This is a genomic window from Bradyrhizobium australafricanum (genome assembly GCF_020329495.1).
GTDB lineage: Bacteria > Pseudomonadota > Alphaproteobacteria > Rhizobiales > Xanthobacteraceae > Bradyrhizobium > Bradyrhizobium australafricanum.
This window is the reverse complement of record NZ_JAGKJL010000003.1, coordinates 377,836-399,449: the sequence shown is the minus strand read 5'-3', so window position 1 is coordinate 399,449 and position 21,614 is coordinate 377,836. Positions and strand designations below refer to the sequence as shown.

General features: G+C 66.7%; 20 protein-coding genes. 8 read left to right on the top strand and 12 right to left on the bottom strand.

All coding sequences use genetic code 11. The features are described 5' to 3' along the window. Nucleotides 1–218: transposase (locus J6525_RS05410; protein WP_225642577.1), on the bottom strand; the 218-nt coding region annotated here is incomplete at its 3' end. A 138-nt stretch (nucleotides 219–356) separates the two neighbouring features. On the opposite strand from J6525_RS05410, the gene J6525_RS05405 reads away from it, so the two are divergent. Further along, nucleotides 357–677 carry a PilZ domain-containing protein gene (locus J6525_RS05405; protein WP_028337556.1) on the top strand — a complete coding sequence of 107 codons (321 nt, stop codon included), beginning with the start codon at nucleotides 357–359 and terminating at the stop codon, nucleotides 675–677. A 125-nt stretch (nucleotides 678–802) separates the two neighbouring features. Further along, a complete protein-coding gene (locus J6525_RS05400; protein WP_092081309.1) occupies nucleotides 803–1,525 on the top strand; it encodes a nucleotidyltransferase family protein in 723 nt (240 codons plus the stop codon). A 13-nt stretch (nucleotides 1,526–1,538) separates the two neighbouring features. On the opposite strand, the gene J6525_RS05395 is transcribed toward J6525_RS05400, so the two are convergent. Both J6525_RS05395 and J6525_RS05390 read right to left on the bottom strand, forming a co-directional pair. After that, nucleotides 1,539–2,552 (bottom strand): DUF2891 domain-containing protein, encoded by a 1,014-nt coding sequence (locus J6525_RS05395; protein ID WP_225642575.1) that lies wholly within the window; start codon nucleotides 2,550–2,552, stop codon nucleotides 1,539–1,541. Beyond that, the gene (locus J6525_RS05390; RefSeq protein WP_225642573.1) at nucleotides 2,549–3,472 is read right to left on the bottom strand and encodes a bile acid:sodium symporter family protein; all 924 of its coding nucleotides are present in this window, start codon (nucleotides 3,470–3,472) and stop codon (nucleotides 2,549–2,551) included. The genes J6525_RS05395 and J6525_RS05390 overlap by 4 nt, the downstream gene beginning before the upstream one ends. 57 nt (nucleotides 3,473–3,529) lie before the next feature. On the opposite strand from J6525_RS05390, the gene J6525_RS05385 reads away from it, so the two are divergent. From J6525_RS05385 to J6525_RS05360, 6 genes are all read left to right on the top strand, one after another. Next, entirely contained in the window at nucleotides 3,530–4,483 is a 954-nt protein-coding gene (locus tag J6525_RS05385) for a LysR family transcriptional regulator (RefSeq protein ID WP_225642571.1), read from the top strand. A gap of 80 nt (nucleotides 4,484–4,563) precedes the next feature. After that, nucleotides 4,564–7,710, top strand: coding sequence for a double-strand break repair protein AddB (gene addB, locus J6525_RS05380; protein WP_225642568.1), 3,147 nt, complete (start codon nucleotides 4,564–4,566; stop codon nucleotides 7,708–7,710). Next, nucleotides 7,704–11,180, top strand: a complete 3,477-nt coding sequence (gene addA, locus J6525_RS05375) for a double-strand break repair helicase AddA (protein ID WP_225642566.1) — start codon at nucleotides 7,704–7,706, stop codon at nucleotides 11,178–11,180. Before addB ends, addA begins: the two co-directional genes overlap by 7 nt. A gap of 116 nt (nucleotides 11,181–11,296) precedes the next feature. Further along, nucleotides 11,297–11,617 carry a thioredoxin gene (gene trxA / locus J6525_RS05370; protein ID WP_016847387.1) on the top strand — a complete coding sequence of 107 codons (321 nt, stop codon included), beginning with the start codon at nucleotides 11,297–11,299 and terminating at the stop codon, nucleotides 11,615–11,617. Nucleotides 11,618–11,713: 96 nt separating this feature from the next. Next, entirely contained in the window at nucleotides 11,714–12,778 is a 1,065-nt protein-coding gene (locus J6525_RS05365; protein WP_283848611.1) for an ATP-dependent DNA ligase, read from the top strand. Nucleotides 12,779–12,861: 83 nt separating this feature from the next. After that, nucleotides 12,862–13,320 carry a DUF2231 domain-containing protein gene (locus J6525_RS05360; RefSeq protein WP_225642564.1) on the top strand — a complete coding sequence of 153 codons (459 nt, stop codon included), beginning with the start codon at nucleotides 12,862–12,864 and terminating at the stop codon, nucleotides 13,318–13,320. Between the two features lie 155 nt (nucleotides 13,321–13,475). On the opposite strand, the gene J6525_RS05355 is transcribed toward J6525_RS05360, so the two are convergent. The 9 genes from J6525_RS05355 to sppA form a co-directional block, all read right to left on the bottom strand. Continuing rightward, the gene (locus tag J6525_RS05355) at nucleotides 13,476–14,216 is read right to left on the bottom strand and encodes a metallophosphoesterase family protein (protein ID WP_225642562.1); all 741 of its coding nucleotides are present in this window, start codon (nucleotides 14,214–14,216) and stop codon (nucleotides 13,476–13,478) included. Between the two features lie 88 nt (nucleotides 14,217–14,304). Continuing rightward, nucleotides 14,305–15,549: a bifunctional folylpolyglutamate synthase/dihydrofolate synthase gene (locus J6525_RS05350; RefSeq protein ID WP_225642605.1), complete on the bottom strand. Its 1,245-nt coding sequence runs from the start codon at nucleotides 15,547–15,549 to the stop codon at nucleotides 14,305–14,307. A gap of 95 nt (nucleotides 15,550–15,644) precedes the next feature. After that, nucleotides 15,645–16,586 carry an acetyl-CoA carboxylase, carboxyltransferase subunit beta gene (gene accD, locus J6525_RS05345; RefSeq protein ID WP_057020415.1) on the bottom strand — a complete coding sequence of 314 codons (942 nt, stop codon included), beginning with the start codon at nucleotides 16,584–16,586 and terminating at the stop codon, nucleotides 15,645–15,647. Between the two features lie 104 nt (nucleotides 16,587–16,690). Next, complete coding sequence (gene trpA / locus J6525_RS05340; RefSeq protein WP_092081071.1) at nucleotides 16,691–17,527, bottom strand: tryptophan synthase subunit alpha; 837 nt, start codon at nucleotides 17,525–17,527, stop codon at nucleotides 16,691–16,693. Then, on the bottom strand, nucleotides 17,524–18,741 hold the full coding sequence (gene trpB / locus J6525_RS05335) for a tryptophan synthase subunit beta (protein ID WP_225642560.1): 1,218 nt from the start codon (nucleotides 18,739–18,741) through the stop codon (nucleotides 17,524–17,526). Before trpB ends, trpA begins: the two co-directional genes overlap by 4 nt. Then, the gene (locus J6525_RS05330) at nucleotides 18,738–19,397 is read right to left on the bottom strand and encodes a phosphoribosylanthranilate isomerase (protein WP_225642558.1); all 660 of its coding nucleotides are present in this window, start codon (nucleotides 19,395–19,397) and stop codon (nucleotides 18,738–18,740) included. Before J6525_RS05330 ends, trpB begins: the two co-directional genes overlap by 4 nt. A 75-nt stretch (nucleotides 19,398–19,472) precedes the next feature. Next, nucleotides 19,473–19,859 (bottom strand): LapA family protein, encoded by a 387-nt coding sequence (locus tag J6525_RS05325; RefSeq protein WP_225642556.1) that lies wholly within the window; start codon nucleotides 19,857–19,859, stop codon nucleotides 19,473–19,475. A gap of 84 nt (nucleotides 19,860–19,943) precedes the next feature. Next, nucleotides 19,944–20,273 carry an integration host factor subunit beta gene (locus tag J6525_RS05320; protein WP_016847379.1) on the bottom strand — a complete coding sequence of 110 codons (330 nt, stop codon included), beginning with the start codon at nucleotides 20,271–20,273 and terminating at the stop codon, nucleotides 19,944–19,946. Between the two features lie 174 nt (nucleotides 20,274–20,447). Then, nucleotides 20,448–21,425 carry a signal peptide peptidase SppA gene (sppA, locus tag J6525_RS05315; protein WP_225642555.1) on the bottom strand — a complete coding sequence of 326 codons (978 nt, stop codon included), beginning with the start codon at nucleotides 21,423–21,425 and terminating at the stop codon, nucleotides 20,448–20,450. Between the last annotated feature and the right edge of the window lie 189 nt (nucleotides 21,426–21,614).

Below are 21,614 nucleotides of genomic sequence, written 5' to 3'. Positions count from 1 at the left end.
GGGAACTCCTGCGGCAACGCCCGCCACTGGCAGCCGGTCGAAACGATATAGAGGATCGCTTCGATCACACGACGCAGCTCCGTCTTACGCGGCCGGCCGCGCCGGTTCGCTCGCGGCAACAGGCGTCTGATCAGCGCCCACTCCGCATCGGTCATATCGCTTGCATAACGCAGATCGTCCCGCCGATATTGCTCCCGAGTGATCTTGGTCCAGGGCATCGTGCTCTCCCTCGAATCTTTGCAAATCCGATGGAATCACACCCCACTGAGATCACTCACCCATTTTTCAGTCAGGCTCTAAGGTTGCGGAGCCCGCACCTATCCATGGCGCGGCCGGATCTGGAGCGGGACCACACGATGGGGACGGAACGACGCAAGGGCGATCGTGTCACGTTTGAGCGCGGCATAGCAGCGCACATGATGGGCATCGACGGCACCTGGCGGCGCGACTGCACCATGGAAGACGTGTCGGAGACGGGCGCCAAGCTCTCCGTCGACGGCTCGGTCGAGGGACTGAACCTGAAGGAGTTTTTTCTGCTGCTGTCGTCCACAGGATTGGCCTATCGCCGCTGCGAGCTGGCGTGGGTCAATGGCGACCAGATCGGCGTCAACTTTCTCAAACAAGGCGACAAGAAGAAGAAAACCGCCAGACGCGGCACGCAAGCTGCCGACGTCTAGGCCAGGGTCGTCATTGCCGTCTTACGGCCGTCATGTCTCGTGACTATGGCGTCTGATTGATGTGCTTGCCGAATCGCCGTGATATGATCGGCGCATGAGAGATGATGACCGAGAATATCCGGAAGATGCCCGTCACTCCCCATAAGGCCATGGTGCTCGCTGCGGGCCTCGGCGTACGCATGCGCCCCCTGACCAACACGATGCCGAAGCCGCTGGTCAGCGTCGCCGGCCAGCCGCTGCTCGACCATGTGCTCGACAAGCTCGCCGGCGCCGGCGTCAGCGAAGCGGTCGTGAACGTGCACTATCTACCCGACCAGATCATCGAGCACGTCAAGCCCCGCAGCCGTCCGCGCGTAATCATCTCCGACGAGCGCGACCAGGTGCTCGGCACCGGTGGCGCGGTGGTGAAGGCGTTGCCGCTGCTCGGCGATGCGCCGTTCTATCATCTGAACGCGGACACGATGTGGATCGACGGCGTGCGCTCCAATCTGGCGCGGCTCGCGGAAACCTTCGATCCCGCGCGGATGGATATCCTGCTGCTGATGGCGCCGACCGCTACGAGCATCGGCTATGGCGGGCGCGGCGACTATTCGATGTTGCCGGATGGCGCGTTGCGCAAGCGGCGCGAGCACCAGGTGGTGCCGTTCGTCTATGCCGGCGCCGCGATCATGTCGCCTGCGCTGTTCGCCGACGCGCCGGCCGGCGAGTTCTCGCTGACCAAGATATTCGACCGCGCCAACGAGCAGGAGCGGCTGTTCGGCCTGCGCCTCGACGGCGTCTGGATGCATGTCGGCACTCCGGACGCGATCCAGGCCGCGGAAGAAGCTTACCTGGAAAGCGTCGCGTAGGCGGCACCCATCGTCATCCCTCGGCATCGATCGCGAGCACGGCGAAGCTCGCAAGCCAGTGTTCGCCCATATAGTCGCTCGCGATATGCGGCAGGCCGGCGCCGAGATGGCGTCGCGCAGCCTCCTGCAGGATCGGACGACGGGCATCGGCCGCCGGCAACGCATCGGCCAGCGCCCGCCAGCACCATGCGCGGCTGAGATTGAGCCCGTCGAGATGCGCCAGCTTGCCGTCCGTGCGATCGGTGACCGTGGCGGGCCGGAACAGGGTTGCGGGTTCGCGCAGCTCGAGCCGCGGCAGGAAGCGGTCGAACCAGGGCAGGAAGTCACCCGGTGCCAGCAGCCGGCGCATGCACTCCGCTTCGATCAGCGCGGACGACTGGAAGTCATCACCGCTCGGCTCACCCCAGGCGGGGCAGTCCTGATCGGCGCCGTACCAGCGCAGCGCCGTGTCGCGCAACAGCGCGCCGAACGCATCGTCCTGTGTTCCTGCGGCGTAGTCGGCTGCCATCCGCAGGCCGAACGCGGTGTTGAAATGGGTGCCGACCCGCACCGGATAGGTGGCGAGCGGCAGGAAATCGCGGAAGCGCTGCGCGAAGAGTTCGGCAAGCGGAGCGATCCGGTCGCGCCAGCTGGTGTTCTCGAGGAGCGAGAGCTCTGCCGCGAGCTTCAACAGCCAGCCCCAGCCGTAAGGCCGCTTGAAGCCGCGCGCTGTCGGGGCGGCGAGATAGCTGCATTCGGCGGCAACCTTCTCCGCAACGAACTGCGCGTCGAACAGCGCGCGGATATCGTCCGCCGCTTCGGATGAGGGATAGCGGCGCAGCAGCCGGGCAAGCATCCAGTAGCTGTGGACGCAGGAGTGCCAGTCGTAGCTGCCGAAGAACACCGGATGCAGCTCGCGCGGCGTGCGCGCATCCTGCGGCCCCGCCAGCACGTGATCCGGCTTGTTCGGATATTCGCGCGTGACATGGCCGAGCGCGATGCGCGCGAAGCGGACGGCGAGGTCTTCGGTCAGGATCGTCGCGCTCATGGTGAGGCATTCTCCTTGCGCTCGCGGCGAACAAGCATCTCGATCAGCCGCGGCGTCATATAGATCGGAAACTGCGTGGCGGCGAAGAACAACGCCGTCATCGGCGACACCGCAGCGCCCATCGCCGACCAGACCAGTCCGACATTGCGGTTGCCGAGAATGAGGCCGCTGGTCAGCCGCGCAGCCAGATTGCCCGGCGTAAGCAGCGCGCCACACAATTGCAGAGCAAGATTGCAGGCGAAGGCAAGGCCGACGCAGGTGAACGCGGCGGCCGGTTGCGCTTCGATCTGGGTGCGCACCCCCGCCATGGTGGCGATCGCGAACAGCAGCAGCGAGGCGAGCACGAGCGCGTCGATGATGCGCGCATGCTGCACCAATCGTGCGGCGGCCTGACGGCGCAGCAGCAACGCCAACGCGCCGGCGCCGCCAACCAGCAGCGCAAGCCGCATCGCAAGCGCCAGCGGATCGAGCGCCAGACCGACAAATCCCGCGGCGATCAGCGGCACGGTGACCGGCGCCAGCGCCATCGACAGCAGCGTCACCGCAAGCGGAATGGTCGCATCGAAGCCGAGCATGCGCGCGACGGCCGCCGTGCCGCTCGACGGCGGCGCACACACCGACAGCACCAATGCGACGATCAGCTCCGGTCGAAAGCCGGCGCCGCGCGCGGCGAAGCCGACCGCAAGCGGGCTCGCCAGCATGGCGAGCGCCGGCAACAGCAACCAGACCAGCGGCCGCCGCAACGCGCGCCGGAACGCCGTGCCGTCGACCTGGAGGAAGGTACCGAGCACCAGAACGAAGATCGCCGCCGCCATCAGCGGGCGCACGCCATCCGCCAACGCAGGGAAAGCCAATCCTGCCAGCACACCGATGATCAGCAGTGTCGGCCCGCTTGGCACCAGCCTCGCAAATCTCGCCAAATTCCTGGGTCCCGTCGTCATGTCCGGCCAACGAGCATAGGCCGGGGCAAATCATTGTTGAAATCGATTATTGTTATAAGCATTATTGCTACGATGAATTTAGCCGCCATCGATCTCAACCTGCTGGTCGCCTTCGAAGCGTTGATGGAGGAGCGCCACGTCACCCGGGCCGCCGAGCGCATCGGGCTCGCCCAGCCGTCCATGAGCAGTGCGTTGCGGAGGCTGCGTGCGCTGTTTGCGGACGAACTGTTCCTGCGTGCCGGCGCGGGCATGCAACCGACCGAAAAGGCGCTGGCGCTGGCCGGGCCGATCGGCGAAGCGCTGCGGCAGATCCGGAGCGTGTTGGTACCCGATCAGGCCTTCGATCCGGCGATCGCGCGACGGCGCATCACCATCGCCGCGACCGACTATGGCGATCTCGTTGTGGTGCCGGAACTGACCCGGCTGCTGCGCATCGAAGCGCCCGGCATTGACCTTGCCGTGCGCCCGCTCACCGATGCGACGGTGGCGCTGGCGAAGCTGGAACGCGGCGAGCTCGATGCGCTGATCGGCGGGCACCTGCCGGAATCGCCGCGCTGTGTCCGGCACCGGCTGTTCGAGGAACGCTTCGTCTGCGTCCGCGATGCACGCACGAACCGATCGGAGCGCCTCGGTCTGGAAGATTACGCGACCTTGCCGCACGCGCTGTTCTCGGCGGCCGGCGGCGACGGCCTGCCGAGCGTGATCGACGCGCTGCTGGCGCGCCATGGACTGAAGCGACGGGTGGCGGTGACGCTTGCGCATGTGGTGGCCGTTCCGTTCGCCGCGGCCGGCACCGATCTCATCGCCACGATGTCCGAGCGCATCGCCCGGCGCTTCACGCATCTGGCCGACATTGCCGTCGTCGCACCGCCGATCGACATCCCCGCCTTCGCGATCGACCTGATCCATACGAGCCGCGCCGCCCGGGATCCGGCGCTGCGCTGGTTCCTGGATGCCGCCGATCGCTGCGCCGGCCGATTGCGATATTGAGCGGTGACGGTTCTCCGACAGGGGTGGCTAACGACGGTCGCCGCTCCCTATATTGGCGCCGGATTCGAATCAGGCAGCCCATGCGCGTCTTCAGTGTTCCCGTTTCTGCGCCGTTCCTGCGGACCGTCATCTCGGCGCTGGTCGATGGCCGGCTGGTCGCGGGATTCGAGGCGCAGAGCGATCCGGCAAGGCTCGCCAACGCCACGCTGTATCTGCCGACCCGCCGTGCCGGACGGCTGGCACGGGAAATCTTCCTCGACGTGCTCGAGTCTGACGCCGCCGTGCTGCCGCGCATCGTCGCGCTTGGCGACATCGATGAGGACGAGCTCGCCTTCGCCGACCAAGGCGAGGACGTCGGCGGCGCCGCTCCGCTGGAGATTCCGCCAAGGCTGGGCGAGCTCGAGCGTCGGCTGACGCTGGCGCATCTGGTCGCGGCCTGGGCGAAGACGCCGGTGTCGGCGCCGCTGGTGGTCGGCGGGCCGGCCTCGACGCTGCAGCTCGCCGGCGACCTGGCGCGGCTGATGGACGACATGGTGACGCGCGGCGTCGACTGGCGCGCGCTCGACCGCCTGGTGCCGGACCAGCTCGACAAATATTGGCAGCACTCGCTCGACTTCCTGCGGATCGCGCGCGACGCCTGGCCCAGCTACCTCAAGGAGATCGGCCGGATCGAACCCGCCGCGCGCCGCGATCTCTTGATCGAGGCGGAAGCGGCGCGGCTGACCGCGCACCACGCGGGCCCGGTGATCGCGGCCGGTTCGACCGGCTCGATGCCGGCGACGGCGAAATTCCTGCACGCGGTGGCGAAGCTGCCGAACGGTGCCGTGGTGCTGCCCGGGCTCGACACCGATCTCGACGAGGACTCCTGGGACACGATCGGCGGCGAGCGCGGCGACGACGGCAGGTTCACCACACCGCCCTCGTCGAACCATCCGCAATTCGCGATGCACGCCTTGCTCGACCGCTTCGGCATCAAGCACCGCGACGTCGAGAGCCTTGCCGAGCCGGCGCCGCTCGGCCGCGAGGTGCTGGTGTCGGAGACGATGCGTCCCTCGACCGCGACCGCGCAGTGGCACGACCGGCTGGAACGGCCGGAGATCGTGGCGCGGATTTCCGCCGGGATGACCAACCTCACCGTGGTCGAGGCGCCCAATCCGGAAATGGAGGCGCTGGCGATCGCGGTGGCGATGCGCGAGGCGCGGCATCTCGGCAAATCGGCCGCGCTTGTGACGCCGGACCGCGCGCTGGCGCGCCGCGTGATGGCGTCGCTGACGCGCTGGAAGCTCGAGTTCGACGATTCCGGCGGCGATGCGCTGATCGAGACGCCGGCCGGCGTGTTCGCCCGCCTGACCGCGGAGGCGGCGGCCAAGGGGCTGGAGCCGCCGACGCTGCTCGCGCTGCTCAAGCATCCGCTGTTCCGGCTCGGGGGTTCGCATGGCGCGCTGCGGCGCGCGATCGAGGTGCTGGAGATCGCGCTGCTGCGCGGCACGCGCCCGCAAGCCGGGACCGGCGGCCTCGCCCGCGACTTCGCGCGCTTCCGCGCCGAGCTGGTCAAGCTGCACGGCGGCGAGACCTCGTCGCTGCATGCCATGGAGCCGCGCGCCCGGCTGCGCGACAACGAGCTCAACCGGGCGCAGGACCTGATCGCCAGATTGCAGGCGGCGCTGGCGCCGCTCGAAGGCATGGCGTCGTCAAAACCCCATGATTTCGCCGAGCTCGCCGCGCGCCACCGCGAGGCGCTGATCGCGCTGTCCGGCGACCAGAACGGCGTTGCCGTCGTGTTCGAGGAGCGCGCCGGTGCGTCGCTGGCGTCGGCGTTCGACGAGCTGCTCGCCAAGCAGCAGCCGAGTGGGCTGATGACGCCGCTCGCCGATTATCCCGAGGTGTTCCAGACCGCGTTCGCCGACCGCATGGTGCGGCGACCGGAATCGGCGCGCGCGCAGCTCAACATCTTCGGCCAGCTCGAAGCACGTCTCACCGAATCCGATCGCGTCATCCTCGGCGGCCTGGTCGAGGGCGTCTGGCCGCCGGCGCCGCGGATCGATCCGTGGCTGAGCCGGCCGATGCGGCACGAGCTCGGGCTCGATCTTCCCGAGCGCCGTATCGGGCTTTCCGCGCACGACTTTGCGCAGCTGCTCGGCCATGACGAGGTGATCCTCACCCACGCCGCAAAAGTCGGCGGCGCGCCGGCGGTCGCCTCGCGCTTCCTGCACCGGCTCGAAGCCGTGGCGGGCGAGGCGCGCTGGAAGGCCGCGACATCGGCCGGCGAAACGTACGTGCAATATGCCGCCGAGCTCGACCGGCCCGACAAGGTCGAGCCGATCCCGCAGCCGGAGCCGCGGCCGCCGCGCGAGGCACGGCCGTTGAAGATGTCTGTCACCGCGATCGAGGACTGGCTGCGCGATCCCTACACGATCTATGCGCGCTACATCCTGCGGCTCGATCCGCTCGACCCCGTCGACATGCCGCTGTCGGCGGCCGATCGCGGCTCGGCGATCCACGAGGCGCTCGGCGAGTTCACGCAGGTCTATGCCGACGCGCTGCCTGCCGACACCCTGCGCACGCTGCGCGACATCGGGGCCAAATATTTTGCGCCGCTGATGGAGCGGCCCGAGGCGCGGGCGCTGTGGTGGCCGCGCTTCCAGCGCATCGCAGGATGGTTTGCCGAATGGGAGCAGGCCCGGCGCGGCAATATTGCTGCGATCAAGGCCGAGATCCGCGGCGAGATCGGCATCCCGCTCGACGATGCCAGGACCTTCACGCTGTCGGCGCGCGCAGACCGCATCGAGCGACGCGATGACGGCAGCTTTGCGATCCTCGACTACAAGACCGGCCAGCCGCCGACCGGCAAGCAGGTGCGCATGGGCCTGTCGCCGCAGCTCACCCTGGAAGCCGCGATCCTGCGCGAGGGCGGCTTCGCCGACATTCCGGCCGACTCCTCGGTCGGCGACCTCGTCTATGTCAGGCTGAGCGGCAACAACCCGCCGGGCGAGCAGCGTTCGCTGGAACTGAAGATCAAGACCAGCGACACGCCGCAGCCGCCCGATGAGGCCGCCGACAGCGCGCGGCGCAAGCTCGAAGCCCTGATCCGCGCCTTCGACGACGAGCAGCAGGCCTACACCTCGCTGAACCTCTCGATGTGGGCGAACCGCTACGGCGCCTATGACGACCTCGCGCGCATCAAGGAATGGTCCGCAGCCGGCGGCCTGGGGATCGAGGAATGGTGAAGGCTATCAGGCCCATCCCGCCCGCGGTGCGCGACGCGCAGGCACGCGCGTCCGATCCGAAAGCGTCGACCTTCGTGTCGGCCAACGCCGGCTCGGGCAAGACCCATGTGCTGGTGCAGCGCGTCATCCGGCTGCTGCTGTCGGGCGTACCGCCGGAAAAGATCCTCTGCATCACCTTCACCAAGGCGGCTGCCGCGAACATGGCCGAGCGCGTCTTCACGACGCTCGGCCATTGGGTGACGCTCGACGACGCCGGGCTCGACGCCGCGATCCGCGAGGCCGGCATCGCGCATCCAGATTCGAAGCTCCGCAAGGAAGCGCGCAAGCTGTTTGCCTGCGCGCTGGAGACGCCCGGCGGCTTGAAGGTGCAGACCATCCACGCGCTGTGCACCCGCCTGCTGCAACAGTTTCCATTCGAAGCCAACGTGCCGGCGCGCTTTGCTGTGCTCGACGACCGCGACCAGAACGAGATGATGGAGCGCGCCAATCTCGCGGTGTTCCTCGAAGCGTCGCGGATTCCCGACAGCCCGATCGGCCGCGCGCTGCGGACGGCGATGGCAAATGCCGCCGACGTCACTTTCAAGGAGGTGGTCCGCGAAGCCTGCCTCAGCCGCGACCATTTCATGGCCTGGACCGATGCCGCCGGCAACGCCGCGGCCGCCGCCGCGCAGATGTCGGCCGCGCTCGGCGTCTCCTCTGACATTCGCATCGAGGAGGTCGAGCGCGAGATCGTCGACGGGCCGAACCTGCCGCGCGCGAGCTGGAAGGAGATGGCGACGCTGCTCGATACCAGCAGCAAGGCGGATCAGAAGCAGGCCGAACGCCTGCGGAGCGCGCTGACCTTCACCGGTGCAGCCCAGGTCGACGAATATCTCGGCGTCTTCCTGACCGATGAACGCGCCCCGCGCGCGTCTGTCGTCACCAACAGTTTCATCAAGAAGAATTCGGTCGCGGGCCATCGGTTCGAGGCGGAGATCGATCGGCTCGGTCCCTTGATCGAACGCCGCCACGCCGTGGTCGCGCGCGACCGCACCGAGGCGCTGATCCACATCGCGACCGCGGCCGCCGCGCACTATCGGCGCGAGAAGCTGGAACGCGGCCTGCTCGACTATGACGATTTGATCGACAAGACGCTGGCAATGCTCGACCGCGTCTCGTCGGGCTGGGTGCATTACAAGCTCGACCGCGGCGTCGATCACGTGCTGATCGACGAGGCGCAGGACACCAGCCCGCGGCAATGGGACATCGTCGCGCACATCATCTCGGAATTCACCTCCGGCGCCGGCGCGCGCGACGGCCTGGTGCGCACCGTGTTCGCGGTCGGCGACGAGAAGCAGTCGATCTTTTCGTTCCAGGGCGCGGCGCCGCGCGAATTCGACCTGCGCCGGCGCGAGCTGAAGCGGCGGTTCGAGGACGCCGGGCTGAAATTCGACCCGGTGTCGTTCACCTATTCGTTCCGCTCGGGGCCGGTGATCCTGCACTCGGTCGACCATGTGTTCCGCGAGCAGGACATCTTTCGCAGCATCCATGCGGTCGAGAATGGCTACCCGATCCACAATGCGATGGCCGATGCCGGCCCCAGCCAGATCGAGCTCTGGGATCTCGCGGTGGCCGACGATCGCCAGGACATCGAGGGCTGGCGCGCGCCGTTCGACGGCGTCTCGGTGACCAGCCCCGAGGTGAAGCTGGCAAGGCGCATCCAGGCCGAGATCAAGCGCCTCGTTGCCAGCGGCACCATGACCGGCAGCGCCGGCGGACGGCGGCCGCTCAGCTATGGCGACATGCTGATCCTGGTGCGGCGGCGCGGCAACGCCTTCGACGCGGTGATCCAGGCGCTGAAGCACGCCGGCATCCCGGTCGCCGGCGCCGACCGGCTGAAGCTGACCGAGCACATCGCGATCATCGACCTGATGAACCTCGCCGATGCGCTGCTGCTGCCGCAGGACGATCTGGCGCTCGCGGTGGCGCTGAAGAGCCCGCTGTTCGGCCTCGACGACGACGATCTGTTCAAGCTGGCGTATCAGCGTCGCGGCTCGCTGCGCGAGGCACTGGCCGCGCAGGCGCCGACCGACGAACGATTCTCGGCCGCGCTGCGCCGTCTCGAACAATGCGAGCGCCGCTTCGCCCAGGAGACGCCGTTCGCGTTCTACGCCTGGCTGCTCGGCGGCGATGGCGGGCGGGCGCGCATCCTGCGCCGGCTCGGCCATGAGGCCAACGACGCGCTCGACGAGTTCCTCGAGCTTGCGCTGAGCTATGAGCGCAAGGCGCCGGCCTCGCTGCAGGGCTTCGTCGCCTGGCTGCGCGCCGCCGACACCGAGGTGAAGCGCGACATGGAGATTTCGCGCGACGAGGTCCGCGTCATGACCGTGCACGGCGCCAAGGGCCTCGAGGCGTCGGTGGTGTTCCTGGTCGACACCACGACCTCGCCGTCGGACACGCAGCGGCTGCGGCTGATCCATCTGCCCCAGGGCAATGCCGCGCCGAACGCGCCCGGCGTCGTGGTGTGGGCCGGCAAGAAGGCCGAGGATCCGCCCGGCGTCGCCGATGCCCGCAAGGCGATGCTCGGCGACACCGAGGACGAATATCGCCGCCTGCTCTATGTCGCCATGACCCGCGCCGCCGATCGGCTGATCGTCGGCGGCTGCATGCCGGGCAACATGAACACGGTGCGGAAATCGTCCTGGTACGATCTGATCACCAAGGGCCTCGCCGGTTCCGGGCTCAAGCTCGAGGAGCTGGAGACGCCAGGAGGCAAGGTGATGCGCTATTCGCGGCCGGATGACGTCGCCGATCTCACCGGCGCGACTGCGTCGGCGGCCGCGGTGCCGATCGCGTTGCCGTCCTGGCTGCGTGCTGCGGCCGCACCGGAAGCATCGGCGGCGAGCATGCTGCGTCCGTCCGATCCGGCTGATGACGACAGCCATCCGATCCGAACCGGCGAATCGGTGCAGCTGCGCGCCCGCGCCCTGCAACGCGGCACGCTGGTGCACCGGCTGCTGCAGTCGCTGCCCGACGTCGCCCTCGAGCGGCGGCGCGCCGCCGCGCTCGGCTACCTCGCGCGCAATGCCGACGGCTGGAACGAACAGGAGCAGGTCGCGCTCGCCGATCAGGTGCTCGGCCTGATCGCCGATCCGCGCTTTGCCGCCGTGTTCGCGCCCGGCAGCCGCGCCGAGGTCTCGATCGTCGGGCGGCTGGAGCGGCCGGGCCAGCCGAAGGCGCTGGTGTCGGGCCAGATCGACCGCCTGGTGGTGACGCCGACCGACGTCCTGATCGTCGATTTCAAGACCAACCACGCTCCGCCCAGGACGGCAGCCGAGGCGCCCAGGGGCTACGTCCGGCAGCTCGCGCTATACCGCGCGGTGCTCGCCAGGCTTTATCCCCAGCTGCTGGTGCGGGCCGCCCTGCTCTGGACCGAAACGACTGAAATCATGGAGATTTCCGCCTCCGCGCTGGACGCCGCCCTGGCATAAGTTCATGTCGGCGTGAGCAAGCTTGACCCGGCAAGGGGGCGTTCATAGGTTTGACCCATGCTCCCGGGCGCGATTCCCAACCGCGCCCTTTTGTCTCAACCGAACGAGGTACTCACATGGCCGTTGGCAAGGTTTCTGACGCCGATTTCGAAGCCGAAGTGCTCAAGGCGACCGGGCCGGTGGTCGTCGACTTCTGGGCCGAGTGGTGCGGCCCCTGCCGCATGATCGCGCCCGCTCTCGATGAGATTTCCGGCGCGATGGGCGACAAGGTCAAGATCGTGAAGCTCAACGTCGACGAGAGCCCGAAGACGGCGTCGAAGTATGGCGTGATGTCGATCCCGACCCTGATGATCTTCAAGGGCGGCGAGATGGCGTCCCGTCAGGTCGGCGCCGCGCCGAAGGCCAAGCTGCAGCAGTGGATCACCGCTGCGGTCTGATCCCGCTTCTTCTGATTAATAAATTCGTGCACGGCCGGCGGATTCGCCGGCCGTTTGCGTTGGGACCGTGTGTGTTGCGTTTGAAGGTCCCGGCACTTGCCCTCCCCGCGTCAAAAGCCCGCTTCCAGGTCCACGCCGCTCGTTGCGATGGAGGCGCGCTCGGTCGATGCCATCCCGCGCGGGAAGGAGTGGCAGTACGAACCCAAGTGGGACGGCTTCCGCTGCCTGCTGAAACGCGAAGGCCGCAAAGTCGACCTGCGCTCGAAATCCGGCGAAGATCTCGGCCGCTATTTCCCGGAACTGGTCGCCGCGGCGCTGAGCGTGAAGGCAACGTCATTCGTGCTCGACGGCGAGATCGTGGTGCCGCACGGCCGGACATTCTCATTCGACGATCTCCTGCAGCGCATCCATCCTGCTGCCAGCCGGGTGACGCGGCTCGCACAGGAAACGCCCGCCTTGTTTCTGACGTTCGATCTCTTGGCCGCGCCAACCATGAAGAAGCTTTCCGGCCAGCCCTTGAGCAAACGACGACCGCAGCTCGAGGCGTTCGCCAAGTCGCAATTGAAATCCAATTCCAGCTTTCGGCTATCTCCCGCGACGACGAGCTACGCGCTTGCCAGGAAATGGCTGGCGCGATCCGGCGGCGGCTTCGACGGCGTAATCGCCAAGCGCCTGGACCTGCCCTATCAGGCCGGCAATCGCGACGGCATGCAGAAGATCAAAAGGTTCAGGAGCGCCGACTGTGTGGTCGGCGGCTTTCGCTACGCCACCAACAGGACCGGCGGCCGCCAAGTGGTCGGCTCGCTGCTGCTCGGCCTCTATGACGACGACGGCTTGTTGCATCATGTCGGCTTCACCTCCGCGATCAGGCAGCAGGAGAAGCTGGCGCTGATCGACCGTCTCGAGCCGTTGATTGCAAAGCCCGGCTTTACCGGGAATGCGCCGGGCGGCCCGAGCCGGTGGTCGACCGAGCGCTCGGCGCAATGGTGTCCGCTGAAGCCGAAGCTCGTGATCGAGGTCTGCTACGACCATTTCAGTGGCGATCGTTTCCGCCACGGCACCTCGATCCTGCGCTGGCGTCCGGACAAGGCGCCGAAGCAATGCTTGTTCGAGCAACTGAAGCAGAAGGCGGCCGATCCGATGAAGCTGCTGAGGGGGTAACGGCACTACTGGTGCGCTGCAGCGAATAGGAACCCGGACAGGTGGTCCATGTTGAGGGGTCAAATGGCCCTCAGGAGGGACCCATGTCGAACCCCAGATCAACCGCGCAGGTCGCGGGACATCCTATCCATCCGATGCTTATTCCGTTTCCGGTCGTATGCTTTGTTTTGACCTTCGTTGCCGATCTCGCATTCTGGAAGACGGGCACTGACTTCTGGGCCAGCGCCTCGCTCTGGCTGCTGGGTATCGGCCTGATCATGGCCGCGCTCGCCGCCGTCGCCGGCGTGATCGATTTCCTTGGAGACGATCAGGTCCGCAACCTCTCCGACGCGTGGCAGCATGCCGGCGGCAACGTCATCGCAGTGCTGATCGAGCTGTACAACTGGTATTCGCGCTTCGAGCACGGCACCTCCGCCATCGTGCCGACCGGTCTCGCGCTATCGCTCATCGTGGTCCTGATCCTGCTGTTCACCGGCTGGAAGGGCTGGGAGATGGTCTATCGCGAGCATGTCGGCGTCTCGGATGAGGCGCATATCCATTAGCGGAGCGTCGTCTCGATCAGGCTGAGGAAACCTGAATCCCGGTCGTCATGGCCGGGCTTGACCCGGCCATCCATCTGCATTCGAAAAATGCCCTTGCGAAGATTGATGGATACGCGGGTCAAGCCCGCGTATGACGAATCGACCTTGGGGCGCGGTTACCGAATCCACCCCGTCGCCAGCGCCGAGGCGAGTTCGGCCTGGCCGTGCTGGCGCGCCAGCGCCGCCATTGCCGCGTGGTCGTAGGGGATGTGGCGGAAGGTTACGTCCCAGCCACCATCGACCTGCTCGAGGATCGCATAGCGCGCATCGGGCGAACCGGCCTCCACGACATGCGGATGCGGCTTGCCGACGCGATAGCCGGGCGAGCCGACGCTGCCGGGATTGACGATCAACCGGCCGTCGCGAAGTCGCACGGCGCGCGCAGTATGCGTGTGTGCGCAGAGGATCAGCGATTGCGGCACGCCGGCCGCTCTCGCCTCGATCGCTTCCAGCGGGGACATGCAGACTTCGCCGCCCGGCAACACCGTCTCGAGCCAGTAGGTCTCGTCATCCTGGGGCGTTGCGTGACAGAGGAATACCTCGTCGCGATAGACCGAATTCGCCGGCAGCGTGCGCAGCCAGTCGAGATGCCGCGGCTCGAGCTGGGTATAGGTCAGCCGCTCCCAGGAGCCCATTTTCTCGTGCGGACGGTCGATCAGATAGCGGTCGTGATTGCCGAGCAGATGGACCGCATCGAGCGCCATCAGCATATCGATCGTGGGCCGGGCGTCGAGCGGCCCGCTCACCATATCGCCGAGGTCGACGATGTCCCGAATTCCCTGCGCGCGGATGTCCGACAGCACGGCTTCGAGCGCGAGATGGTTGCCGTGAATGTCGGCGATCGCAGCAAAACGCATGGTGTGTTGTCCTCCCGTAGCCCGGATGCAGCCAACGGGGCGCGCGTTCGCGCGACCCGTTGGCTCCATCCGGGCTACGACACCGCCATCATGCAGGAGGCGTGCCGTTGGCCGCAAGCACCGGACCGGCCAGATACAGCGAGCCGGTGATCAGGATGCGCGGCGGCACCTCATAGGCCAGCATCGCAAGCCGTTGCAGCGCGGCGGCGACGCCATCAGCGATCTCGACCCGCATGCCGAGCGCCCGCGCGGCGTCAGCCAGTCTGTCCGGCGCCATGCCGTTGTCGCGGCCGGGCACCGGGACCGCGATGATGTGGCGGGTCAGTCCGGCAAAATTGGCGAGGAAAGCGTTGGCGTCCTTGTTGGCCATCATCCCGACGATCACCACCAGCGGCCGCGACACGCGCTCCTCAAGATCGCCGAGCGCCGCAGCCGCGACGCGGCCGCCCTCGGCATTGTGCCCGCCGTCGAGCCAGACCTCGGAGCCCTGCGGCCCCTGTCCGACGAGAGTGCCGGAAACCAGCCGCTGCATTCGCGCCGGCCATTCCGCATTGACGATGCCGGCTTCAAAGGCCGCGATGTTGAGCTTGAATGCGTCGATGGCGCGCAGCGTCGCGATCGCAAGGCCCGCATTGTCGAACTGGTGCCGGCCGAACAGTTTTGGCGCGGCGAGATCCAGCAGGCCGCGCTCGTCCTGATAGACCAGCCGGCCGCGCTCGACGCCGACATGCCATTGCTGGCCGGCCGCATGCAGCGGCGCGCGCATGCGGTTCGCCTGCGTCTCGATCACGGCCATCGCATCCGGCGCCTGCTCGGCCGAGATCACAGGCACCTTGCGCTTGATGATCGCGGCCTTCTCGCCGGCGATCGCCGTCAGATTGTCGCCGAGGAATTCCATGTGGTCCATGCTCACCGGTGCGATCACCGAGGCGAGCGGCGCCTCGACCACATTGGTCGAATCGAGCCGGCCGCCGAGCCCGACCTCGAGCAATGCGACGTCGGCCGGATGCTTGGCGAACAGGCAGAACGCCACCGCCGTTTCCATCTCGAAGATGGTGATGGGACTATCGGCGTTGATGCGCTCGCAGTGCTCGAACGTCTCGCGCAGCTCATCGTCACCGACCAGCTTGCCGCCGCCGACGGCGCCCAGCCGGTAGCATTCGTTGATCCGCACCAGATAGGGCGAGGTGAAGACGTGCACGCGCAGGCCGGCGGCTTCGAGAATCGCGCGCAGATAGGCGATGGTCGAGCCCTTGCCGTTGGTGCCGGCGACATGGATCACCGGCGGCAGCTTGCGCTCGGGATGATCGAGCCGCTCCATCAGGCCGCGCATGCGATCGAGGCTGAGATCGATGCGCTTCGGATGCAGCGCCGATATCCGCGCGATCAACGCCTCGAACGAGGCTTGCGGTGGGGCGACGCTTGCGGTCACGCGTGCGGCGCGGCCGGCACCGTCTCAGGCGCCGTGACGATCTGGGCCGGCTCGGTGACCGCGGCCTTGGGCTTCGATGCGGATTCAAGCGCCGGCGCCTTGGTCAGCAGGCGGCACAGCCGCGCCAGCGTGGCCTTCATCTCGTGGCGGTGCACCACCATGTCGACCATGCCGTGCTCGCGCAGATATTCGGCGCGCTGAAAGCCGTCCGGCAACTTTTCGCGGATGGTCTGCTCGATCACGCGCGCGCCGGCAAAGCCGATCAGCGCACCGGGCTCGGCGATCTGGATGTCGCCGAGCATCGCATAGGATGCGGTGACGCCGCCGGTGGTCGGATTGGTCAGCACCACGATGTAGGGCTGGCGCGCCTCGCGCAGCATCTGCACCCCGACGGTGGTGCGCGGCATCTGCATCAGCGACAAGATGCCTTCCTGCATCCGCGCGCCGCCGGATGCGGCGAACACGATGAAGGGCGACTTCTTCTCGACCGCGAGCTCGAGCCCGCGCACCATGGCTTCACCGGCGGCCATGCCGAGCGAGCCGCCCATGAAATCGAAATCCTGCACCGCGACCACGACGCCGGCACCCTCCAACTTGCCGTAGCCGACCTTGATCGCGTCGTTCAGCCCGGTCTTGGTGCGGGCGTCCTTGATACGGTCGACATATTTGCGCTCGTCGCGGAATTTCAGCGGATCCGCCGTCACCTCGGGCAGCGCGACGTCGAACCAGGTCTCGTTGTCGAAGATCGACTTCAGCCGGGCCACCGCGCCCATGCGCATGTGGTAGTTCGAGCCGGGGATCACGAACTGGTTGGCCTCGACGTCCTTGTAGAACACGAGCTGCCCGGAATCCGGGCACTTGATCCAGAGGTTTTCCGGCGTCTCGCGCCGCAGGATGTTGCGAATCTTCGGCCGGACGACGTTGGTGAGCCAATTCATGGTTCGCTCCGAAATGCGGATCGGTTCCGCACCAGCTGGATATATGGCGGGCCGGGCGAGCCCGGCAAGCCGCCATCGGCGGCCTTGTTGCCGCAAAATGTGGCTTATTCAGCGGCCTGTTTGGCGCCCCGAACCCCCTGCGCCAGCGCCGAAACCAGGTCGGCCACCGCGCTCACGGTCTTCGGCGTCGCACGGCCCTCGGCATCGAGATTGGCACGCACCACATCGACGATCGCAGTGCCGACCACCGCGCCGTTGGCGTTCTCGGCGATCGCGCGCGCCGTCTCCGGGGTGCGGATGCCGAAGCCGACGCAGACCGGCAGCTTGGTGTGCCGCTTGATGCGGGCCACGGCTTCCGCGACCACCTTCGAATCGGCCGTCGCGGCGCCGGTGATGCCGGTGATCGAGACGTAATAGACAAAGCCCGAGGTGTTGGCGAGCACCGCCGGCAGCCGCTTGTCGTCGGTGGTCGGCGTCGCCAGCCGGATGAAGTTCAGCCCGGCCTTCATGGCGGGGATGCAGAGCTCGGTATCTTCCTCCGGCGGCAGGTCGACGATGATCAGACCGTCGACGCCGGCGGTCTTGGCATCGGCCAGGAAGCTGTCGACGCCGTAAATGTAGATCGGATTGTAATAGCCCATCAGCACGATCGGCGTGGCGTTGTCGTCCTTGCGGAAGTCGCGGACCATCGCCAGCGTCTTGCGCAGCGTCATGCCGCCCTTGAGCGCGCGCAGTCCGGCGGCCTGGATCGACGGGCCATCGGCCATCGGGTCGGTGAAGGGCATGCCGATCTCGATGACGTCGGCGCCGGCCTTCGGCAGCGCCTTCAGGATATCGAGCGAGGTCTTGGCGTCGGGATCGCCGGCCATCACGAAGGTAACGAAAGCGGAACGGCCCTGCTGCTTCAGCTCGGCGAAACGTGCGTCGATACGGGTGGTCACTTCTTCCTCGCCTTCAAGATGTCGCCGACCTGCGGCACGTCCTTGTCGCCGCGGCCCGAGAGGTTGATCACCATCAGGTGATCCTTCGGCCGCTGCGGTGCGAGCTCGGACAGTTTCGCGATGGCGTGCGCCGATTCCAGCGCGGGGATGATACCCTCGAGCCGCGACAGCAGCTGGAATGCGGCCAGCGCCTCCTCGTCGGTCGCCGAGAGATACTTCACGCGGCCGGTCTCGTGCAGCCAGGCGTGCTCCGGGCCGATGCCGGGATAATCGAGGCCGGCCGAGATCGAATGCGCTTCCTCGATCTGGCCGTCGGCGTCCATCAAGAGATAGGTGCGGTTGCCATGCAGCACGCCGGGACGGCCGCCGGCGAGCGAAGCGGCATGCAGCTGCGTCAGTCCGTGACCGGCCGCCTCGACGCCGAAGATCTCGATCAAGGGATCGTCGAGGAACGGATGGAACAGGCCCATCGCATTGGAGCCGCCGCCGATGCAGGCGATCAGCGAATCCGGCAGGCGGCCCTCGGCCTCCTGCATCTGCTTGCGTGTCTCGTGGCCGATGATCGACTGGAAGTCGCGCACCATCATCGGATAGGGGTGCGGACCCGCCACCGTGCCGATGCAATAGAAGGTGTTGTGCACGTTGGTGACCCAATCGCGCAGCGCGTCGTTCATCGCGTCCTTCAGCGTGCGCGCGCCCGACTGCACCGGGACGACTTTGGCGCCCAGCATCTCCATGCGGATCACGTTCGGCTGCTGCCGCTCGACGTCGACCGCGCCCATATAGACCACGCATTCGAGCCCGAACCGCGCGCACAGCGTCGCCGTCGCCACCCCGTGCTGGCCGGCGCCGGTCTCGGCGATGATGCGTTTCTTGCCCATGCGGCGCGCGACCATGATCTGGCCGAGCACATTGTTAACCTTGTGCGAACCGGTGTGGTTGAGCTCCTCGCGCTTCAGATAGATCTTGGCGCCGCCGAGATGCTCGGTGAGGCGCTCGGCGAAATAGAGCGGCGAGGGCCGGCCGACATAATCCTTCAGATAGACATTCATCTCGGCCTGGAACGCCGGATCGGCCTTGGCGTCGGCATAGGCTTTTTCGAGATCGAGGATCAGCGGCATCAGCGTTTCCGCAACGAAGCGTCCGCCGAAAATGCCGAAATGCCCGCGCTCGTCGGGACCGCTGCGGAAGGAATTGGGCAGATTTGGATTCATCGAACCATCAGTTCTTGGATTGCGCGCGCGGCGCGGATGAAGGCGCGGATCAATTCGGGATCCTTGACACCGGGCGTGCGCTCGACGCCCGACGAGACATCGACGCCACCGGCGCCCGTGACACGGACAGCTTCAGTGACGTTGTCGGCGTTGAGCCCGCCGGAGACCATGTAGGGCAGCGCGAGATCGAGATTTTCCAGCACGTGCCAATCGAACGGCGCGCCGAGGCCACCCGGCCGCGTGGCATCCTTCGGCGCGCGGGCATCGAACAGGATGCGGTCGGCGACGCCGGCATAGCCCGGCAACGAGGCGAGGTCGGCTGACGTCTCGACCGGCAGCGCCTTCATCAGCGGCAGGCCGAACTTCGCCTTGATGTCGCGCAGCCGCGCCGTGGTCTCCTTGCCGTGCAATTGCAGGATATCCGGCCGCAGCGTCTCGACGATGTTTTCCAGGGTCGCATCGTCGGCATCGACGGTCAGGGCGACCTTGACGGCGCGGCCCTTGGCGCGGCTGCCGAGCTCGCGCGCGGTCTCGAGGCTGATGTGACGCGGCGACGGCGGAAAGAATACGAACCCCACCATATCGGCACCGCCTTCAAGCGCGACGTCGAGCGTCTCGCGCGTGGACAGGCCGCAGATTTTGACGAGCAGGGGCATGGTCTCGAAACGGGTCTCAGAACGGGTTGTCGGGCGACCGGAACCGGGGTGAACCCTGGTCCGGTGGGGCGGGTTCTACAACGTCGCGCCCTGCTTGTCTCGCCCGGCGGCCCCGTAAAAGCCTGATAGCGCCGGGGCCGAACGGCGCTGCGCGTCGTCCCGGGAGGCGGCGGCCTTGAGGTCGGCGAGCTCGGCGCGGACATGGCGGGCGTCAGCCTCGTGCTGCCGGGCCGCGCGGCGCCAGCGCCCTTGCTTGAACCAGGTTCCGATGCCGCCCGCGATCACGCCCAGGATCGCGGAGGCGATGATGACGACGAACAACGGCAGCGTGACCGCAACCGTCGGGGTCACCGAATTGAAGGGATCAAACGACACCGTCACCCAGTGACGGTTAGCGACTGCAAAAATGATGAAGATCAGACCGAGCGGAACGACGACCACTGCCGTGAAGAACTTTCGCATGACCATCTCTCGCAGCGATGGAGCAAATGCGGGCATATCACCCGCAACACGGCAACGCCTGACGTCGCGCCTTAGGCGTCGGCCTTAAGCATCAGCCTTGGGCGCATCGACCTTGGCGGCGCCCGCCTCGGTCACGTCGCGGTTGAGGCGCTCGCGCATTTCCTTGCCGGTCTTGAAGAACGGCACGCTCTTCTGGTCGACCGGCACATGCTCGCCGGTGCGTGGATTGCGGCCGGCGCGCGCCGGGCGGTGCTTCACCGAGAATGCGCCAAAACCGCGCAGCTCGACACGGTCGCCACGTGCCAGCGCCGCGACGATTTCATCGAGAATCGCATTCACAATGTTCTCGACATCCCGCTGATAGAGGTGCGGGTTGTGCTCGGCGATACGCTGAACAAGTTCGGATTTGATCATCGAAAGTGGGATCCGGGCTCTTGCGGAAACCCATTTCCGTGAAAATGCCGTGCACTGTCAAGACGCTAAATCGATTTAGGGCGTCGTGAAATCACGTGACAAATAGCCCAATTGGGGCATGCGGCGATTCCCGCAAAGCGGGAATAGCCTGATGAGCACGCCTTTGGCAGCCGATCAGTTGGTTCCAGCCGGGCTCCACAGCGCCAGCATGCCGTCAAGCCCGAATCGGTCGACTGCCTCGGCCACGCCGCCCTGCTCGATCCGCCGCGCGATGGCACCAAGACCGAACGCATCGAGCGTCACGGACGCCGCCGTGCGCAGGAAGGTCAGGTCGCCGAAGCGCGGATTAAGCTTGTAATTGCGCACCGGCAGGTCGCTTTTGACCTTTTTCTCGGCAACCAGCCAGGCGATCGCGGTCTTCTCGTCCCCCAACTGATCGACCAGCTTGAGATCGACCGCCTGCCGGCCGGTGAAGACGCGACCGTCCGCGACCTTCTCCAGCAGATCATCGTCTATGCCGCGCCGTTGCTTCACCAATCCACGGAACCATGCATAGGAGTCCTTGACGAGACCGTCGATCGCGGCGCGGGCCTCCGGGCTGGTCGGTTCGAAGCCGTTGGGCGCGGCCTTCAGCGGGGAAGATTTGATCTCCTCCATCTTCACGCCGACAGTCTTGAGCAATTCCGAAACGTTCGGATACTGGAACAGAACGCCGATCGAGCCGACCAGCGAGGTCTGCTGGGCGACGATATGATCGGAGGCGATCGCCGTGATGTAGCCGCCCGAGGCGGCCAATCCCTCGACCACGACGACAAGCGGCTTCTTCGCCTTCAGCTGCATCAGCGAGTCGTAAAGCTGCTCGGAGCCCGCGGTGGTGCCGCCGGGCGAATTGATGTGCACGACAACAGCCGCATAGCTCGACTTGCCGAGCCGCTCCAGCGCCTCGACGCGATCCTGGTCGCTGCGGATCAGTCCGTCGATATTGACCCGCGCGATCGTGTTCGATGTCGAAAAGGTGCCGCGTCCGCCGGCGGCGACCACGCCCACGCCGACGATGGCCGCGATCGCAATGACCGCGGCGGCGACGCGCCAGAACGTCAGTTTGCGCCTGATGCGGCGGCGATCGACGATCACGTCTGAATCCAGCGACATCCGATCTCTCCAGAAATGGTCAGCGCGCAATCCGCGCGTTTTGCAGTCGCAGCGTCACTATCAGCTTAGCCAAATACATCAATTGCGACGCAATATGAAGAAAACAAGGCCCGGTATTCGGAGGCACTCGTAGCCCGGGTGCACGTGCGCTTGATCCCGGCCGCGCCCTAACCTCCCCTTGAAAAGGGG

Coding starts and splice junctions, on each gene's coding strand:
- J6525_RS05320 (WP_016847379.1), bottom strand. CDS start 20,273: ATGATCAAATCCGAACTTGTTCAGCGTATCGCCGAGCACAACCCGCAC.
- trxA (WP_016847387.1), top strand. CDS start 11,297: ATGGCCGTTGGCAAGGTTTCTGACGCCGATTTCGAAGCCGAAGTGCTC.
- J6525_RS05360 (WP_225642564.1), top strand. CDS start 12,862: ATGTCGAACCCCAGATCAACCGCGCAGGTCGCGGGACATCCTATCCAT.
- J6525_RS05405 (WP_028337556.1), top strand. CDS start 357: ATGGGGACGGAACGACGCAAGGGCGATCGTGTCACGTTTGAGCGCGGC.
- addB (WP_225642568.1), top strand. CDS start 4,564: ATGCGCGTCTTCAGTGTTCCCGTTTCTGCGCCGTTCCTGCGGACCGTC.
- J6525_RS05400 (WP_092081309.1), top strand. CDS start 803: ATGCCCGTCACTCCCCATAAGGCCATGGTGCTCGCTGCGGGCCTCGGC.
- addA (WP_225642566.1), top strand. CDS start 7,704: ATGGTGAAGGCTATCAGGCCCATCCCGCCCGCGGTGCGCGACGCGCAG.
- J6525_RS05350 (WP_225642605.1), bottom strand. CDS start 15,549: ATGCGCGGCCTGATGGAGCGGCTCGATCATCCCGAGCGCAAGCTGCCG.
- sppA (WP_225642555.1), bottom strand. CDS start 21,425: ATGTCGCTGGATTCAGACGTGATCGTCGATCGCCGCCGCATCAGGCGC.
- trpB (WP_225642560.1), bottom strand. CDS start 18,741: ATGAATCCAAATCTGCCCAATTCCTTCCGCAGCGGTCCCGACGAGCGC.
- J6525_RS05325 (WP_225642556.1), bottom strand. CDS start 19,859: ATGCGAAAGTTCTTCACGGCAGTGGTCGTCGTTCCGCTCGGTCTGATC.
- J6525_RS05330 (WP_225642558.1), bottom strand. CDS start 19,397: ATGCCCCTGCTCGTCAAAATCTGCGGCCTGTCCACGCGCGAGACGCTC.
- J6525_RS05395 (WP_225642575.1), bottom strand. CDS start 2,552: ATGAGCGCGACGATCCTGACCGAAGACCTCGCCGTCCGCTTCGCGCGC.
- accD (WP_057020415.1), bottom strand. CDS start 16,586: ATGAATTGGCTCACCAACGTCGTCCGGCCGAAGATTCGCAACATCCTG.
- J6525_RS05355 (WP_225642562.1), bottom strand. CDS start 14,216: ATGCGTTTTGCTGCGATCGCCGACATTCACGGCAACCATCTCGCGCTC.